At 40.1% G+C, this 16,889-nt stretch carries 16 protein-coding genes and 1 riboswitch; of the genes, 2 read left to right on the top strand and 14 right to left on the bottom strand.

From position 1 onward, the window contains the following. Positions 1-60: 60 nt before the first annotated feature. Positions 61-843: an SDR family oxidoreductase gene (locus tag DH10bf12_RS09330; RefSeq protein ID WP_471735056.1), complete on the bottom strand. Its 783-nt coding sequence runs from the start codon at positions 841-843 to the stop codon at positions 61-63. Between the two features lie 64 nt (positions 844-907). Beyond that, the gene (locus DH10bf12_RS09325) at positions 908-1,501 is read right to left on the bottom strand and encodes a transporter (protein ID WP_471735055.1); all 594 of its coding nucleotides are present in this window, start codon (positions 1,499-1,501) and stop codon (positions 908-910) included. Between the two features lie 233 nt (positions 1,502-1,734). On the opposite strand from DH10bf12_RS09325, the gene DH10bf12_RS09320 reads away from it, so the two are divergent. Further along, positions 1,735-3,042: a cytochrome P450 gene (locus DH10bf12_RS09320; RefSeq protein ID WP_471735054.1), complete on the top strand. Its 1,308-nt coding sequence runs from the start codon at positions 1,735-1,737 to the stop codon at positions 3,040-3,042. A 30-nt stretch (positions 3,043-3,072) separates the two neighbouring features. Here the strand turns inward: DH10bf12_RS09320 and DH10bf12_RS09315 are convergent, their stop codons facing one another. The 10 genes from DH10bf12_RS09315 to rlmD all read right to left on the bottom strand — a co-directional run bounded on the left by DH10bf12_RS09315 (position 3,073) and on the right by rlmD (position 14,376). Next, positions 3,073-4,203, bottom strand: a complete 1,131-nt coding sequence (locus DH10bf12_RS09315) for a GGDEF domain-containing protein (protein ID WP_471735053.1) — start codon at positions 4,201-4,203, stop codon at positions 3,073-3,075. A gap of 363 nt (positions 4,204-4,566) precedes the next feature. Then, positions 4,567-5,523, bottom strand: coding sequence for a LacI family DNA-binding transcriptional regulator (locus tag DH10bf12_RS09310; protein WP_471735052.1), 957 nt, complete (start codon positions 5,521-5,523; stop codon positions 4,567-4,569). Between the two features lie 181 nt (positions 5,524-5,704). Further along, positions 5,705-6,514, bottom strand: coding sequence for a DUF817 domain-containing protein (locus tag DH10bf12_RS09305; RefSeq protein ID WP_471735051.1), 810 nt, complete (start codon positions 6,512-6,514; stop codon positions 5,705-5,707). Between the two features lie 33 nt (positions 6,515-6,547). After that, a complete protein-coding gene (locus DH10bf12_RS09300) occupies positions 6,548-7,234 on the bottom strand; it encodes an isoprenyl transferase (RefSeq protein WP_471735050.1) in 687 nt (228 codons plus the stop codon). Between the two features lie 201 nt (positions 7,235-7,435). Beyond that, complete coding sequence (locus DH10bf12_RS09295) at positions 7,436-7,882, bottom strand: staygreen family protein (RefSeq protein WP_471735049.1); 447 nt, start codon at positions 7,880-7,882, stop codon at positions 7,436-7,438. Between the two features lie 181 nt (positions 7,883-8,063). Next, positions 8,064-8,801, bottom strand: coding sequence for a tRNA pseudouridine(38-40) synthase TruA (gene truA, locus DH10bf12_RS09290; protein WP_471735048.1), 738 nt, complete (start codon positions 8,799-8,801; stop codon positions 8,064-8,066). Between the two features lie 233 nt (positions 8,802-9,034). Next, a complete protein-coding gene (locus tag DH10bf12_RS09285) occupies positions 9,035-10,183 on the bottom strand; it encodes a NupC/NupG family nucleoside CNT transporter (protein ID WP_471735047.1) in 1,149 nt (382 codons plus the stop codon). 190 nt (positions 10,184-10,373) lie between these two features. Continuing rightward, positions 10,374-10,475, bottom strand: a riboswitch (purine riboswitch). Between the two features lie 444 nt (positions 10,476-10,919). Continuing rightward, positions 10,920-11,573 carry a vWA domain-containing protein gene (locus DH10bf12_RS09280; protein WP_471735046.1) on the bottom strand — a complete coding sequence of 218 codons (654 nt, stop codon included), beginning with the start codon at positions 11,571-11,573 and terminating at the stop codon, positions 10,920-10,922. A gap of 130 nt (positions 11,574-11,703) precedes the next feature. Further along, on the bottom strand, positions 11,704-12,711 hold the full coding sequence (locus DH10bf12_RS09275; RefSeq protein ID WP_471735045.1) for a macro domain-containing protein: 1,008 nt from the start codon (positions 12,709-12,711) through the stop codon (positions 11,704-11,706). 288 nt (positions 12,712-12,999) lie between these two features. Continuing rightward, positions 13,000-14,376 carry a 23S rRNA (uracil(1939)-C(5))-methyltransferase RlmD gene (gene rlmD, locus DH10bf12_RS09270; protein WP_471735044.1) on the bottom strand — a complete coding sequence of 459 codons (1,377 nt, stop codon included), beginning with the start codon at positions 14,374-14,376 and terminating at the stop codon, positions 13,000-13,002. Positions 14,377-14,656: 280 nt separating this feature from the next. Between rlmD and DH10bf12_RS09265 the strand changes: the two genes are divergently transcribed. Then, complete coding sequence (locus DH10bf12_RS09265) at positions 14,657-15,103, top strand: NUDIX hydrolase (RefSeq protein ID WP_471735043.1); 447 nt, start codon at positions 14,657-14,659, stop codon at positions 15,101-15,103. A 34-nt stretch (positions 15,104-15,137) separates the two neighbouring features. On the opposite strand, the gene DH10bf12_RS09260 is transcribed toward DH10bf12_RS09265, so the two are convergent. Then, positions 15,138-16,118: a diacylglycerol kinase gene (locus DH10bf12_RS09260; RefSeq protein ID WP_471735042.1), complete on the bottom strand. Its 981-nt coding sequence runs from the start codon at positions 16,116-16,118 to the stop codon at positions 15,138-15,140. Between the two features lie 114 nt (positions 16,119-16,232). After that, on the bottom strand, positions 16,233-16,805 hold the full coding sequence (locus DH10bf12_RS09255) for a thioredoxin family protein (protein ID WP_471735041.1): 573 nt from the start codon (positions 16,803-16,805) through the stop codon (positions 16,233-16,235). Positions 16,806-16,889: the final 84 nt, after the last annotated feature.

Here is a 16,889-nt window from a genome sequence, read left to right as displayed (position 1 = left end):
TTTAACGCAGATCAGGATTTACCGCACAGAAAAAGCAGCTGACAGACAGCTGCTTTCCTGTTAAATCTCCATATCCCAGCGTTCTTTCTGTGTTTTCTTCAGCTGATCCTCAGTTTCCTGTGGATAAACTGTACGGAACTTATGCTGATCTGCAGGAATGATTTCAATCATTTTTTTGATCATATCTTCAGGATCAAACTCTTTCAAGCCTTCCTCCTGCTCGATCATGTCTTCTTTACGCGTGAAATGTTCGTTCTCGTTATACCATTTCCACTTTTCTTCAGCACTGCGTTTGTTAAAGCCTGTTGCAAATGGGCCGGGATTGATTGTAGCCACCTTTACTCCATGGTCTTCAAGTTCGGCTTTCATCGTTTGTGCGATCCCTTCAAGTGCGTGCTTCGTTGCAGTATATGGCCCAACATAAGGTGTAGCAGAGATCCCTGCCATTGAGCTCATAAAGATGATTTTACCGCTCCCTTTTTTCACAAGTTTTTGTGCGGCCAGCTGAGCAGATTCCAGCGTTGCAAATACGTTGACCTCAAATAATGCACGGAAGCGGTCCATTGGCACTTCCCCGAGTGGTCCGCCTTCATTAATTGCTGCATTCCCCACAAAAATATCAAAGTCATGCTTCGTGATTTCTGAAAGGTCACGCTGATTTGTGATATCAAGTTTGAATACTTCTATATCAAGTCCCTGAGCTTCCGCTTCTCTCATTAAATCTGTTTTTTGTGCAGTCAGTTCTGTTGTCGCAATCACTTTATGTCCTTCTCTGGCAAGTCCGAGTGCAGCGCCTCTGCCAAGGCCTGTACCTGCACCGGTAATAAAGATTGTCTTACTCATCAGTAAATTCCTCCTGTATACAAGTCATACCCCACTTGTTCCCAGTTGAAGGAAATTTAAAACGTCACGAAGAAGATACCTTATCTTTCACGTATTTTTTAATGGTGGCAAATGTATCATCAAATCTATTAAACAGCCACTGCAGTGCAATCCCGTGCATCATCACACCAATAATTGAATTGATAATCACAAAGGTATGCATGAGTGCGGACTCTATTTCATAAATGCGGCGGCCAAAAAACAGCAGCTGGCTGAAGATAAAAGTGAGGGCTTCTGTATAAGTTGTTATCACATTTGGAAGCTGCCAGATTAGTAAAGACTCTATGAAAAACAGACTGATTACGCTTACCAGAATGATCATTTTTGAGGCGTTTGTAAGTCTGTCAATCACAGGCTGAATGTAATGCTTGGTAATGGTCTTTGTACGAAAAAGGTAGATTACCCTGACAATTCTTGCAGCCTGGAAAAACTGATCAAGCGGAATGATAGCAATCGTTAAAAATGGATGCTTTTTTATAAATCCCCATTTGGAATCTGACCTGAAAAGCCTGACGGAAAAATCGATAAAAAAGATGAGCCAGACGATCCAGTTTGTGACTGAGCTGTATGGCTGATCACTCCACAACGTTGTAATCGTAAAGATAACAAGTATGATCATGAAGCCCTCATATATTTTTGACAGTACGGATGACATCAATGATCACCTTCCTTAAAAAACTTCTTAACTATCGTACCAAATAATCATTCATCAGGTTTCAAATTAGTGAATTTGTTGCTTCATTTTTCTGATACAGTCTAAATTGACGTTGAAACAAGCGTTCGGGACCAGCGTTTACGAACACCTGCTGAGGGTAGTTGAAGGAATATATACATAAAAAGGAGCTGCTGTAAATGGACGTTAAAAAGCCTGTACCGCGTGCTAAAGGATTAGATCATTCACTTTCACTCATAAAAGAGGGCTTCTATTTCCTCCCAAATCAGCGTGAAAAACTTGGGTCTGATATTTTTGAAACGAGACTGCTTGGTAAAAAAGCAATCTGTATAGCTGGTGAAGAAGCTTCTGAACTGTTTTATGACACGGAAAAATTTAAGCGTGAGGATGCGATGCCTAAGCCGCTGAAAATGTCTTTATTTGGTGATGGAAGTCTGCATGGAATGGACGGGGAAGCGCACCTGAACCGCAAGCGGACCTTTCTCTCGATGTTCACTCCTGATCGTGTAGAGGACTTAAAAAGGATGGCATTAGAACATCTGGATCGAAAAGTGAATCAATGGAAAACAGCAGATGAAGTGTACCTTTTTGAGGAAATGCAGGAGATTTTAGCAAGAGCTGGCTGTGAGTGGGCAGGCGTTCCGCTTGAAGAGGACGAAGTACAGCAGCGCACACGTGAAATGATTGAGATGATCGACTCTTTCGGTGGTTCCCTTTCAAGATTTAAAGACGGTAAAAAAGCACGTGACAGTCATGAAGCCTGGCTGCAGGAGATCATTAAAGGAGTCAGAAAAGGAAAAATGAGTCCACCTCCGAATACAGCAGCTTATATTATGGCTCATCATAGAGAGAACAATGGTAAGAGGTTTGACAAAGGAACGGCTGCTGTTGAACTCAGCAATTCATTCAGACCTCTATTAGCAACTGCTTATTTCCTGACTTTCGGTGTACTTGCGATGCATGAGCACCCGGAGACTGTCACCAAGCTTCAGCAACACCCTAGATACAGTCATATGTTTGCCCAGGAAACCAGAAGATTTTATCCTTTTGTTCCTGCTATGGCCGCGAAAGTGAAAAAGAACTTTGAGTTTAAAGGTTATAAATTTAAAAAAGATACACTCGTTGTACTGGACATTTTTGGGACAAACCGTCACCCTGACAGCTGGGAAAAGGCTGACTCTTTTATTCCTGAACGGTTTGATGGCTGGAAAGGCAGTCCATTTTCATTTATTCCACAGGGCGGAGGAGATCATCATACGGGACATCGCTGTGCCGGAGAATGGCTGACTGTGATTGTCATGAGTTCATTTTTTGAATTCTTCGCAAAAAATCTGACCTATGATGTTCCTGAACAGGATCTATCCTTCAGTATGGAAAGAATGCCGACTTTTCCTAATAGCAGGCTGATCATTCAAAATGTAAGAAAGACTGCTGACTACGAAAAAAACCTCAGCACTTTAATGGATGGATTTTCTGCAATCAGATAGCATGGAAAAAAGAGGCCGCGGCCTCTTTTTTTAAATCATCTTTCCCTGTCCATGCATCATCTTAGAAGTATGCTTATGCTGATACATCTTTTCATCAGCAGTCATATACATTTCATTTAAAGATTGATGCTGCTGATACAATTCATATCCATAGCTGAATCTGAGTGATTGCAGGATCGGGTCACTCTGTTTTTTCAGCTGGCTGTGAATGTCTTCAGCAATCTGATCTGGATTAATATGCTCGCCTTCAAAAATGATAATAAATTCATCCCCGCCAAGTCTGGCGATCAACCCTTTTTGTTGAAATGATTTCTTCAGGATATTTGCAAATCCGATAAGAACCTGATCCCCTTTATGATGACCATGCTCATCGTTAATCTCCTTAAAATAATTCAGATCCATCAGCATAATCCCGAATGTCTTTTCCGCTTCTTTCAGGTGCTTCATATACACTTCTGTACTCCATCTGTTATAAAGCTTTGTAAGAAAATCTTCTTCAGTTGAAGTGGACTCAAGAAATATATAGGCGACCAGAATACCCAGCACGCCAGAAGTCCAGGAAAAATATAATTTTGAATCAAACATCTGAACAACCATACCGACAATAGGTAACGCAAAGAACCCAAGGAATATATTCACGACGTAAGAACTTGTTTTTTTACGGTTTTTAAATAAAAAATAAATCATGTAAATATAGAAGCTTGCAAGCACTACATAGTGAACTTCTTTAAAAGCACCACTGCTGTAACTGTTTGTTGCAGTATCCACATCAAAATAAACCGGATAAAACAGATTGATCACTAAGACAAAGAAAGTCATGACACTTAAATGCTGGTAATACCCTTTTTTATAAATACGTTTGGGATCTTTAAATATATGATAATCTACATAGGACAGCATGAATCCGCCAAGGACTGGACCAACGAGAAACAGAAAGAAGTTCGAACTGTATTCCAGAAAATATGCACCCGGGAAAAGCATTCCATCAAAAATCCAGGTAGCCGGCTCGAGTATCATCGCAATTGCGCTTGTAATCATGATTAAGATCAGCAGCTTCTTACTGAAGGTTTCCACTTTTGACCTCATCTTTACGATGATATAAAGGATAATCAATATAGCGAAGGCAAAAACATTCAACTGAAATTGCACCAGATAATCCATGTTCTCTCTCCTATTCAATTTAGAATACGAATCAAAAGACCCATTTTAAAGATTTTAACTTTATTATCCTACTTTTTACTCAGAAGTCAAAGGTATTTTTTCTCAATTGAGAATGTTCTGTTTCGAATAAGGCTTTTTAAAAGTTGGCTGTTGATTTCTGCTTCAGGGGACGCTTTCCGCGGACGAACGCTCAAGCCTCCTCAGGCAGAAGAGCACTGCCTTCCGGGGTCTTTCACGATCGTTTTTCCGCAGGAGTCGCCCCTTACGCTTCAATCACCAGCTGTGCAGAAATATAAATAATCTTTTTAAAAAAAAGATGCTGCTTAGGCAACATCTTCAAATACCAATTGTATATAAAAGAATTCACACTGTTTTTCTCTCAATCAGTGAAACGCTGACTTCCTGCTTCTCAATTTCATGCTTCAGGGACTGCCTGAACAAATTTCTTCCCATTTCTTCTAAAGGGAGATCAATCGTTGTAATTGATAGCATCTCAGCAATCGGATGATTATCAAATCCCATGATCCCAAGGTCTTCTGGAACATTCAGTCCTGTCTTTTCAGCAGTAATGACAATACCCGCAGCTGTCTGATCATTTGTCACTAAAAGTGCATCCGGCTTTTGAGACAGGCGGCTGATCTCATGCAGCACCCGTTCCCAATCCTGCACATGATAACAATCATCAAAAATCCAGGATTCATTAAATGGCATCTTTCTTTTTTCTAAAAATTCTCTATATGCACGTTCTCTTTCCTGACTATTTGTACCCGACCGTCTCCCGATACAGTAACCGATCCGCTTGTAGCCCTTCTGATCAAGATAGTTCAGTGCGTTCATAAACACTTCATACTGGTCAATAAAAGTATAGGAAACTTTTTCATGAATCTCCTCACACATGACAATCTGTCCAAACGCTTGATAGGGTTGAATCAAGTCCCATTCACTTGAGCGCGAGCAGAAAATACAGGCATCAATTTGTTTGTGCTTCAGCATTTCAAGTGCTGCGATTTCCTGATCTGTTTGATAATCGGTCTGAAACACCACCAGTTTTTTGCGATGAACACGTGCTTCTTCAGCAATGCCTTTAAGAAGTGCAGCAAAATAAGGATGGTCAGTAAACGGCAGAACAACCCCAATCATTTCAGTCTTTCCGGTACTCAGGTTAACTGCATTCATATTTTTCACATATCCACTCTCTTCTATTGCTGCGAGCACTGCCTGCCTTTTTTCCTCCTGTACATATGGATGTTGATTCAGCACCCTTGATACAGTTGTGACAGATACACCTGCGATTCTTGCTACATCCCGAATATTTGCCATACCTTCACCTCAACGGAAGTAATCCTCGATTGATTCAATTGGCTGCACCTGCTCCGGCTTAACCCTTGAACCCGCCAGACAAGCTACATAAACAATTGCACATAATACAGGTAAAAACAACATACGCGTGCCCTCCTTTTGTTCTTATAGATCGAACGTAAAGGATGAAACGCGTTTCAGGTCAAGTCTGCTGTGCAGATTTCATTCTTTTCAGACTGGCAACAATCAGAAAACTGACAATGACTAAAAGAACCCACGAACTGACTTTTCCCACATGGACAATTTCCCAGCCTGCCTGCTGATTAGGATACTGCCATGCATTAAAAAAAGTAGCGATATTTTCTGCAATCCAGATGAAAAAGCCTGTAAAAATAAATGAGAGTGTCAGAGGCATGTGGTAGACTGCTCCCCTGACTTTGAAACTGACTGACGTCCTCATGAAAATAACAACCACACTGCAAAGCAGCAGCCATCTGAGGTCCAGCCAGAAGTGATGTGTAAAGAAATTTAAATAGATCAGTGTCGCCACCGGTATGACAAGCCAGGGTGCCGGCCAATTGACCATTATGACATCAATCCTTCTCCATGCCTGACACAAAAAGCTTGCAACGCTTGCATACATAAAACCGCTATATAACGGTACATCATCGACTTTGAACAGACCTGCTTCCGGATAAAACCATGAACCCATATGTACTTTATAGACTTCAAGCAACAGACCAATCATATGAAATAGACAGATCACCTTTAATTCATCGACTGTTTCAAGCCCGGTTTTTACCATCCACCATTGCATCGTAAGAAAAATCATCAGCAGCCAGTCATATCTGGAAAAGAAGGGAAGTGCAATGACTTCAGTTAAAGCGAGCGAGCAAAAGATAACAAGTGGAAAAATACATGACAATGCCATCTCTTTAGCGAAACTCATTAATTGAGAGGCTGTGTATAGCATTTTTCTTTTTATAGAAATATCTTCTGCAATTGAACTCATTTTGAACTCCCCCTCCTTTATTAAGTTGAAAGCTTACAATCCACCAAAGCGTCTGTGTCTTACATTGAATTCGTTCATTGCAAGGTCAAACTCTTCATTTGAAAAATCAGGCCAAAGCGCATCAGAAAAATAAAATTCAGTATACGCCATCTGCCAGAGCAGAAAATTACTGAGCCTCTTTTCTCCACCTGTTCTGATCAGCAGGTCCGGCTCGGGCATCTGATTCGTGTAAAGATATTTCGAAACGGCTTCTTCAGTAAACTCCACGTTTTCTTCTCTCATTGTTTTAAAGGCTCTAAGTATTTCCTGCCTCCCTCCGTAATTTAATGCAAAATTCAGCTGCAACCCATCATTTTTAGCCGTCTTTTTCACTGCATGCTTAAGTGCTTCACGTGTACCATATGGGAGCCGCTGCAGATCTCCGAGTATATTGATTTTTACATTGTTCTTCATAAGCTCCGGTAAATACTGAAAAAGAAATTTCTTTGGCAGCTGCAGAATAAATTCAACCTCCTTTTGCGGCCGTTTCCAGTTTTCAGATGAGAATGTATAAAGCGTTAAAAACTTCACGTTTCTTTCAGACGCTCTCTTTACAATTTTCACGACCGTCGATACTCCTTCAACATGACCATCCGTTCGCGAAAGCCCTCTTCTTTCCGCCCAGCGCCCGTTCCCATCCATAATGACTGCTATATGTGAAATGCCTGTTGATTGATTCATTCAACCATCACCTTCCGATTTCAAATTAATTGAAACTCATGATATTTAATTTGATTATAAATATATATTTATCGATAATCAATAAATATATTCATTTATTTTCATATTACAAAAAAAGCATCCTGGATATCAGACGTCGTGAATTGTCTGTTATCCAGGATGTTGGATGGTTTAATAACATCAATTGAGATCAGATGCAAATCACTGATAATCACGAGGAGTGCCCCAGTACTCAAACTTATGATACTGTGGATTTGATGAATCAAAATGAATCCATACCGGCGCACTGTCTAACGCTGGATGAGCTGCAAAGAATTTTCTATCTCCATATCTGATTGCTTCTAAAGCTAAAGGCAGTTCACGCCTGAAAACAGCATCACGCACAGCAGTAACTGCCGGGCCAAACTCTCCGTCAACATAAACATAGACATACAGAAATGGACATCCATTAGTCATTTTCCATTCTGCAAGCACTTCATCTCTCATGGCATTGATCTTTTCAAAAGCATACTGAAGACCAATCGTTAGAAATAGTTCTGCAGTGATATCGGAGTGCGTTAATGTATACTTACGACCTATAACCGGTTCAGTCATCGTTACGCCATTTTTGAATTCAACATATAGCTGATCTGGATTGAGTTTTTTCAATCGATCACCTTCCTGAACTGTATTGCACACTTTATTTTTAGAATATATGGTTTTTCTCAAAAATATATGTATTTGATTGCATGTATGAATATAAAAAAGCACTCACTATTTGTAAGTGAATGCTTAAAAAATATGATCATATTTATTTCTTCATCATGAAGCTGAACCAATTCAACAAACCTTAAAAACCGACCTTCTCCAAATATAATCCCTCTGCAATTGCCATACGGCCTGTCTGAATTCTTTCTTTTGATTTAAGAACGCCAGGGATTGCGTCGGCATCCATTTCACCCAAACCTACTTCAATCAGGCTTCCGACAATTTTTCTGACCATATTGTACAAAAAGCCATTCCCCTGCATGCTGATTTCTAAAAATCCGTCTTTTTCACTGATTTTAATTGAATAGATCTCACGCACCATAGACTTCTTTTTTGATTTTGCGTTGGAATACGATGTAAAGTCATGTTCACCGAGAAAATGTTTTGAGGCTTCTCTCATTTTATTAAGATCAAGCTTGCCTTCCACATGCATGCTGTATTTCCGCATAAAAGGATGTGTATACTGCTCGTTCCAGATCTTATACATATACGTTTTATTCTTAGCATTGTAGCGTGAATGAAAGCGGTCATGTACCATCGTCACATCAGTCACGCTGATATCATGAGGCAAATATTTGTTTAGATACTGCATCACTTCAGCTTCTGTTGCGTGTTTACGCATCTTAAAGTTAGCGATCTGAGCAAGGGCATGAACGCCTGCATCCGTTCTGCCGGAGCCGATAATATCAATCTTTTCTCCTGCAAGCTCTGTCAACACGTTTTCAATCTTCCCCTGAATCGTATTGTCACTATTGCCAAGTCGCTGCCAGCCTTTATATCGGCCACCATCATACTGGATTGTTAATTTGTAATTATTCATTTAGATCTCCTGTTCTTCAATCATCAATTTCAACCACTCTGCTAACACCAATGGCGCATACAGCACAGCATTCTTACAGTATAACGCCTGCAGGGGGAGTTTTAATACTAAATCTTTATTCGTGAATATGATTTTCCTTTCCAAATCAGCTGACTAAAGAAAGCAATAATCATATAATGGCTGCCGATTTTATTAACAGCTGTCTGCTTCATACCTTCACCATCGTTATGATTTTATAAAAAGATACCAACAATAATCGCTGTAATAAAGCTTGCCAGTGTTCCTGCCACGATTGCCTTGAAGCTTAATTTGGATACAGTTTTTTGCTGGCTGGGCTCCAGGGAACCAAGTCCGACAATCAATTGTCCAATAGAAGACAGGTTTGCGAAGTTACAAAGCGCAATGGTTAAAATGGCCACTGTCTTTGGTGAAAGATCGTCCATGATTGACGACAGCTCGCTGAATGCGACAAACTCGTTAATTGAAAGCTTGGTACCTATAATTGAGGCAGCCTTGAATGCCTCATCCATCGGAATACCGATCAGCACTGCCAAAGGATAAAAGATGTAGCCAAAAATAGTTGAAAGCTCTGTGTTCACAAGACCCAGCAGACCGTTAATCAGTGCCAGGATCCCAATAAAAGCGATCAGCAGACCTCCAATATTAATGGCGAGCTTTGTTCCGTTCAACGCGCCATCTGCAATTGCTTCGAATACATTGGTATGCGTGGTTTTTCCCAGTGAAATATCACCATTTGTCTGTGATTCCTCAGTTTCAGGCTCCATCACTTTAGCAATGATGAGCGAAACGAGTGGCACACTGAAAACGGAAAGAAGCAGTAACTTCATGTCTATTCCCATTAAAGAATACCCGATTAATATGGCTCCGCTTGCCGACGCGGTTCCTCCAACCATCACAGCAAAAACCTCTGAACGCGTTAGCTTGATCAGATAAGGTTTGATCAATAGTGGGGCTTCCACTAAGCCTAAAAAGGAGTTGCCGATCGCATTGAACGATTCTACTTTTGTTGTACCTAAAATCCTGCCAAGTCCAATTCCAATGTATTTGACAAAGAAAGGAATGAGGCGTAAATAATACAGCGCAGAAATCAGTGCCGAAATAAAAATGATCGCACCCAGGACATTAATGGCAAAAACGAACGTGATGTTAGTTCCTTCCTCATAAAAACCTCCGAAGACGAACATGATCCCTTCCGTGCTATAATCAATCACCTGCTGAACACCGAGTGCCGCATTATTCAGGATAGCTTGTCCAAAAGGAACCTTCAAAACGAACAAAACAAGCAAAAATTCAAGCACAAGACCTGTAAAGACTATGCGCCAATTAATCGCAGAACGCTTGCTGCTCCATAACCACGCCAAAAACAGTACTCCCATTAAAGAAAAAACGCCAAAAATAAAATTCAAAGCAAGATACCTCCCAGTGATATGTTCACTTCAATCATTTCTTATATTTCTATATAGTCGTAAGATGTCAGACCACTTATAGGGAAAAAATAAAAAGCGTATGTGACTTTCTCTCAATACAAAGAAAGCCCCATACACTTTTCATGCATAGAATGACTTTCCTTATAGTCCGGCAATTTAAGGCTGCCAGGTAGAGACTTATGGTCCATATCACCATAGTTATATAAGGAATTCATATGAAGTTTGTTTAGACACTTTATCATGAGGAAGAACTTTTACACAATATCATATAATAAAGTTTATATATTGTGAAATTTCACACGATCAGAATGGGCAGGCTCTATATTCTTCTACCTAATTCATTACTCCTCTACATCGGTATAGATGATCACTCTCCATAACAGTTAAAAGGTTTGAAACCAGGAAAAAACATTACCTGTTTTATACTTTCAAATTGGAAAAGGCAACAATCACACGGGTTAATTAACTCATTTAAAAACAAGCTTTGTAACTTCTTCAACATAAGATGTCTTCAGAAACATATCAACATGATTTATTTCTGCGTCTTATACCCACCGTCTTCCAAATTTCTCAGATCACGCTCAAGTGTAACAGGGCATTTTATTCTACCTGACCTTCGCACATAATTGACAAGATTATTCCAGGTACATGGAGTTGAAAACCGGGAGTTTTAGAATTGTGTTCTGCGCTGTTTAACATCTTCTCGAATTTCATCTAAGCAACTTTCATCCACTATTCCTTCTTTCCGGAATGATGCAGCTGCCTGTGACATTACTTTATAGTTTAATTGTGTTCCTTTATGATCAGCTACGTAATTAATTGCTCTGTCAGATGATATCCCATATCTTTCTGCAGTTTTTGCTGCATCAAGGTTGGCTCCCAAAAAGATGAATTCCCAACCATGTTTTTCTTTCTGCTGTTCAATGAGTGACTTAACATGATCAGCTGAATATTCACGGCTTGAATTTTCCTCTCCATCGGTGATGATGACAAACATCACCTTGTCAGCACGATCTGTACCATCAAAAAGCTTCTGTACACTGATCATTCTGTGTAAGCTTACACCAACAGCATCAAGAAGTGCTGTAGACCCGCCAACCTGGTATTCTTTTTCAGTCATTGCATCTACTTTGCTAACACTTATACGATCATAAAGAAGTTCATAATGATGATCAAATAAAACCGTTGTAATATTGCACTCCCCTTTAATCTTCTTCTGTTTTTCAAGCATTGAATTGTATCCGCCTATCGTATCAGATTCCAAGCCTCCCATTGATCCACTTTTATCAAGTATAAATACTAGTTCGATTAAATCATTTGTCATCTTAATATCCTCCTCAAGTCTTGTTATAACTTAAGGGTAACAAGTTTCTTTATAAAATTAGTCGCTTTGAAAGCGACATTTACTTTGTTTATGAATATAAATAACTGTATTTTATGCTGATATGTATTCATTAAACTCCCAGGGTTGGTAAGTCGTATTCAAAAAGGACTTCATTAATTTCAAAAATATCGTACTTGCCGTTTTTAATAAAATATTCAATAATCACATCAAATTTTTGACTGCGGGACAATGCGAAACCGGCACATCTTAAGAGGTCATCTGTTTCATTGAGCGTTAACTCCAGTCCAATTGCAAGTGCTATTGCGGTACGTTTACTTGGTTCATACCCTTTACCAGTTCTTATTTTTGAGAATAATCTTCTATCAAGGTTGGCACGCTTGTATACCTCAATATCTGTCTTCCCTTTATAGTCGATCAGCCTGATAATTTCAGCTGAGAACGGTTCATCAAGATTGTCGACAAAATCTTCTATAGGAGAACGCATTGCATCCGGGATATCGTCATAATTCAAACGACTTTCACTGAGCGTGTATAGAGCCTCTTTCTCTATATCAAGCAATTCCCTCCTCTGAAGCGTTTTTTTCTCTACATAATTTTCGTCAACAAAGCTCTCCACAGATCCAAGCAACTCATTGCTGATATTAAATGCAGATTTATCATAAATAACGAGCATGACACTGATATCATGATCAGCCAGAAATTCCTTAATTGCAGCAGTTGCCACCTGAAGCGCTTCTTTTTTGGGGTACCCATATATACCGCTTGAAATCAGGGGAAATGCTACACTTTCACACTTATTTTCAACAGCTATCTTTAAAGAGTTAATGTATGCAGAGTGTAGTTTACGCTCACTATTCTCTTTATCTGAGTGCCGATAGACCGGACCAGCTGTATGAATGATATACTTAGCGGGCAGATTAAACCCTTGAGTCATTACAGCCTCACCGGTCTTAATTGGAGCAAGTCTGTCACATGCCTCTTGAAGCTCCGCTTCTCCTGCTGCTCTAAAAATAGCGCCGCATACACCACCTCCCATTTCCAGCGAAGTGTTAGCTGCATTCACAATAGCGTCCACTTCTAGTTTTGTGATGTCCTGTCTGATAATCGTAAAAGGCATGCTTTCATCACTCCTTCACTTATTGATCAGTTAAACGTTTAAATTTACACCTATTATATTGTAAATTGCTAATTTCCCTCGACAGTTATTTTTACTCATTTGTACTAAATAATCCAAATCATGTTCATCGGAACAGAGAGTTTTTATAAAATTAATAGTGAATATTAAATAGATTATTTCAAATATACATTAACAGTTAATGGAATATCTATCAAAAGGTCAAATCTTACTAAAAAACAGGTATCTCTTATCAAGAGATACCTGTGTTAATAACCATTTCTTATTCCTTTATCTTATTTCCAGCCACGCCACACATTCAACATGACTCGTCTGCGGAAACATATCAACAGGCTGGACTTCCTGCGTCTTATATCCGCCATCCTCCAGAATCCTAAGATCCCTCGCAAGTGTAGCAGGATTACATGACACATATACAATCCGCTTTGGTTTCATCGCAAGCATTGTATCAAGCAGCGCCTGGTCACAGCCTTTTCTCGGTGGATCCACCACAATGACGTCAGCCTGATTGCCCTTTTTATGCCAGGCAGGGATGACTTCTTCAGCCGGTCCCGCTTCAAATTCAGTATTTGTGAACCCATTTAATTCTGCATTCGCTTTTGCGTCTTCAATCGCCTGCTTCACAATCTCAACGCCGAATACTTTCTTTGCTTTTTGCGCTAAAAAGAGTGAGATTGTTCCGATGCCGCAATACGCATCAACAACAGATTCCTCTCCTGTCAGCTGAGCGTATTCAAGTGCCTTCTGATAAAGCACCTCCGTCTGCACAGGGTTGATCTGATAAAAACTGCGTGCTGAAATCGCAAACTTTACTTCACCAATCGAATCATAAATGACATCGCTGCCCCAGATCGTCTGTCCCTTATTACCAAGAATGACATTCGTCCGCTCATCATTAATATTATGAACAATCGATTTCAGACCCGGCACTTTTTCACGCAGTACAGCCGTTAAGTCCTCTGCGTGCGGCAGATGCTTAGTTCTTGTCACAAGCACAACCATTACTTCACCTGAAGTACGGCCATATCTGATAACGACATGACGGAGCACACCTTTATGACGTTCTTCATCATATGGCTGGATACCAAAGCGGCCTGCTTCTTCCTTTACAATGTTCATTACACGATCACTGACTTCTTCCTGGATCAGACATACATCCGTATCCACAATTCTGTGACTCCGAGTTGCATAAAAGCCAGCAATCACTCGCCCACTCTCACTGCCGAAAGGAATCTGGCTTTTATTCCGGTAGCGCCAAGGGTCTTCCATGCCGAGTGTCGGATGAACCGGTACATCTTTGATCTTACCGATTCGCTCAAGGACATCACGCACCTGCTTTTGTTTTGCAGCAAGCTGTCCTTCATAGCTGAAATGCTGCAACTGACAACCGCCACACGCGTCATAAACCGGACACGGTGGTTCCGTTCTATGTTCACTGACAGACTCAAGTTCCACCAGCTTACCAAAACCGAAGTTCTTCGTCGTTTTCAGTACCTTCACTTTTACCTTCTCTTCAGGGAGCGTTAACGGAATAAACAACGGGTACCCGTCTACCTTCCCAACACCATGTCCCTCATGCGTTAAATCTTCTATTGTCACAGTTACAGTATCATTTTTCTTAACAGGTAAAGACTGCTTTTTTGTCATGTTTTAATCGCCCTCTTCGTTAGAATCGCTGCCCATTATTGTAGCATATATTAGCCCTTGTTACCCGTATACTTAAAATAACAGTTAACTTTAGAAAGCTTCAGCAATTTCAAGTGAAACATTTCATCATTTTAAAAAAGAAACCCCTTATAGGTTTAACCACACCCTATAAGGGGTATATATTAAATTACCTAAATAACCTTGATTTTTTATATAAAGGTGTGTAGAATAGAGAAACTATTCTTTTTATTCTAAAAATTCTAACTAAGGAGGAAACGATATGGGACAGATTGTTAAACAGAAAGTACTCGCTTATATTACGAGGGAAATTGAAGGAAAGACTGAATTACTTGTTTTTTCCCATAAGGATCATCCACAAGCTGGTCTCCAGGTACCTGGCGGCGGCGTTGAAGACGATGAACTGCTGATTGATGCGCTTTATCGCGAAATTGAAGAGGAAACCGGTTTGAAGAGAAATGAACTTCAATTACAGGGAAAACTTCATAAACAGATGTATTATTCAGAAGACCGCTCAAAATATTATGAGCGCAACTTTTTCCACCTTGCACTAAAGCGCACAGTAGAAAACGAGTGGGATTATACGGTTGAAAGTGATGGCAAGGATGATGGGATGAGATTTCATTTTGAGTGGCGTCCGATTGAGGAAGCTTCAAAGCTTGCTGCTGACATGGACAATGCTGTTGATTGGATTGAAGCAATTCAATAAAAAAGGCCGGCGATTTTAACCGCCCGGCCTTTTTTTAATGGTCGCTTCTGACCTCATCTTCTTCATCAATGATACTGTTTTTCAGCACTACATTCTGATCATCATCTACACGATCCTCTTTACGAAGCTTATCAAATGGCGCACAAACATTCAGATGACGATAGAGATTCTGAAACTCTGCAGGCAGCAACCCGCCAAATTCTCCATCAAGATTCAGCTGAACCGTTTCCTGAGAAGTAACTTTTATATGATTCGCTTTCACATATTCAAGGTGCGGATCATGCAGATGCTCTCCGCGAAGCGCAAGAGAGATCACGCGGATTGTTTCTGCCATATTTGTTTTCTTTAAAAACATTAATGTAAATAAACCATCATTAATAGAAGAGTCCGGTGCGAGCTTTTCAAATCCACCGACTGAATTTGTCAGACCGATCAGGAAAAGCATGACCTCTCCTTCAAATACTTTCCCATCATACTCAATCCGTACATTTGTCGGTTTAAATGATGGAAGCATTTCAATTCCTTTTAAATAATATGCAAGCTGGCCAAGCACAGTTTTCAGCTTACTTGGCACTTCATATGTCAATTCAGTGATACGTCCGCCACCGGCAATATTAATAAAATATTTATCATTCATTCTTCCAACATCAACAGGGATCGTATCACCCTTTATAATGATGTCTACTGCATCTTCAATATCTCTTGGAATATGAAGCGCACGCGCAAAATCGTTGGTCGTTCCCATTGGAATGAGCCCCAATGTCGGACGGTTCGATTTTTCAGCAATACCGTTCACCACTTCATTCAGCGTGCCATCCCCGCCTGAAGCGATGATCAGGTCAAAGCCACGCTCTGCTGCAGCTGCTGCAGCAATAGACGCATCCCCTGCGCATGTTGTAGCGTGACAGGATGTTTCGTAGCCTGCCTGTTCTAATTTCATTAATACTTCAGGTAAGTGTCTTCTGAAAAGCTCACGACCTGAAGTCGGATTGTAAATGATTCTAGCTCGTTTCATGATTTTCAGCCTGCCTTTTATATAATAAGCATACTATAAAATTATAATCACTTTTTGCTGTATGTAAACAAAAAAAGAATAAGCCCTAAATGAAGGCTTATCCCCATCATAACGTTATTTAACGGAATTTACCACAGTAAGCTTATTTTTCAGTTCCTGATATACTTCTGCCCAGAAATCTTCGCGCACTGTGTAAGCTGCTGTCAGCTGTTTGATCATCAGCTGCTGACCATCTTTAAAGGCCGGATCCTCTTTTGCCGGTAGATTAGATCTTGCATCATCTACAAATGCCTGCACTTTTTCGGCTCTCGGCCCCCACTTTGCAATTTCATCTCCATCTTCATTAATAAAAACAAAAATCGGAATTGCACGGGATTTGCCATTTGTTAAATACTGATCCATCAACTCCAGGTTACTATCTCTTAAGATAAATCTGACTTCCATACCAGAACGTTCAGCAAGCTTCAAGAGTACAGGATTATTCATCATCGCATCGCCGCACCAGTCTTCAGTCAACACAATTGCCCGCAGGTTTTGAGCTTTTAACTGCTCAAGAAACGCTTCATCTTCAACCGGAACTGAGAACTGTTCATAGACTTTAGACATGTTTTCTTTATGTGATTCCATCTGATTTTGATAAGCTTCAGCTGTCAGCCCTCTTTCAAACCATTCGTTTAAGTTTGTCATGTTAATCACCTCATTTTTCAGCTTCTCATAATAAAGATTTTTATTCGAATAAATTGTTTGTGGAATGTGCCGATTTCAGAAATG

It is taken from the genome of Jeotgalibacillus sp. 10bf12 (genome assembly GCF_055597105.1).
This window is presented reverse-complemented; position numbering and strand designations above follow the sequence as displayed.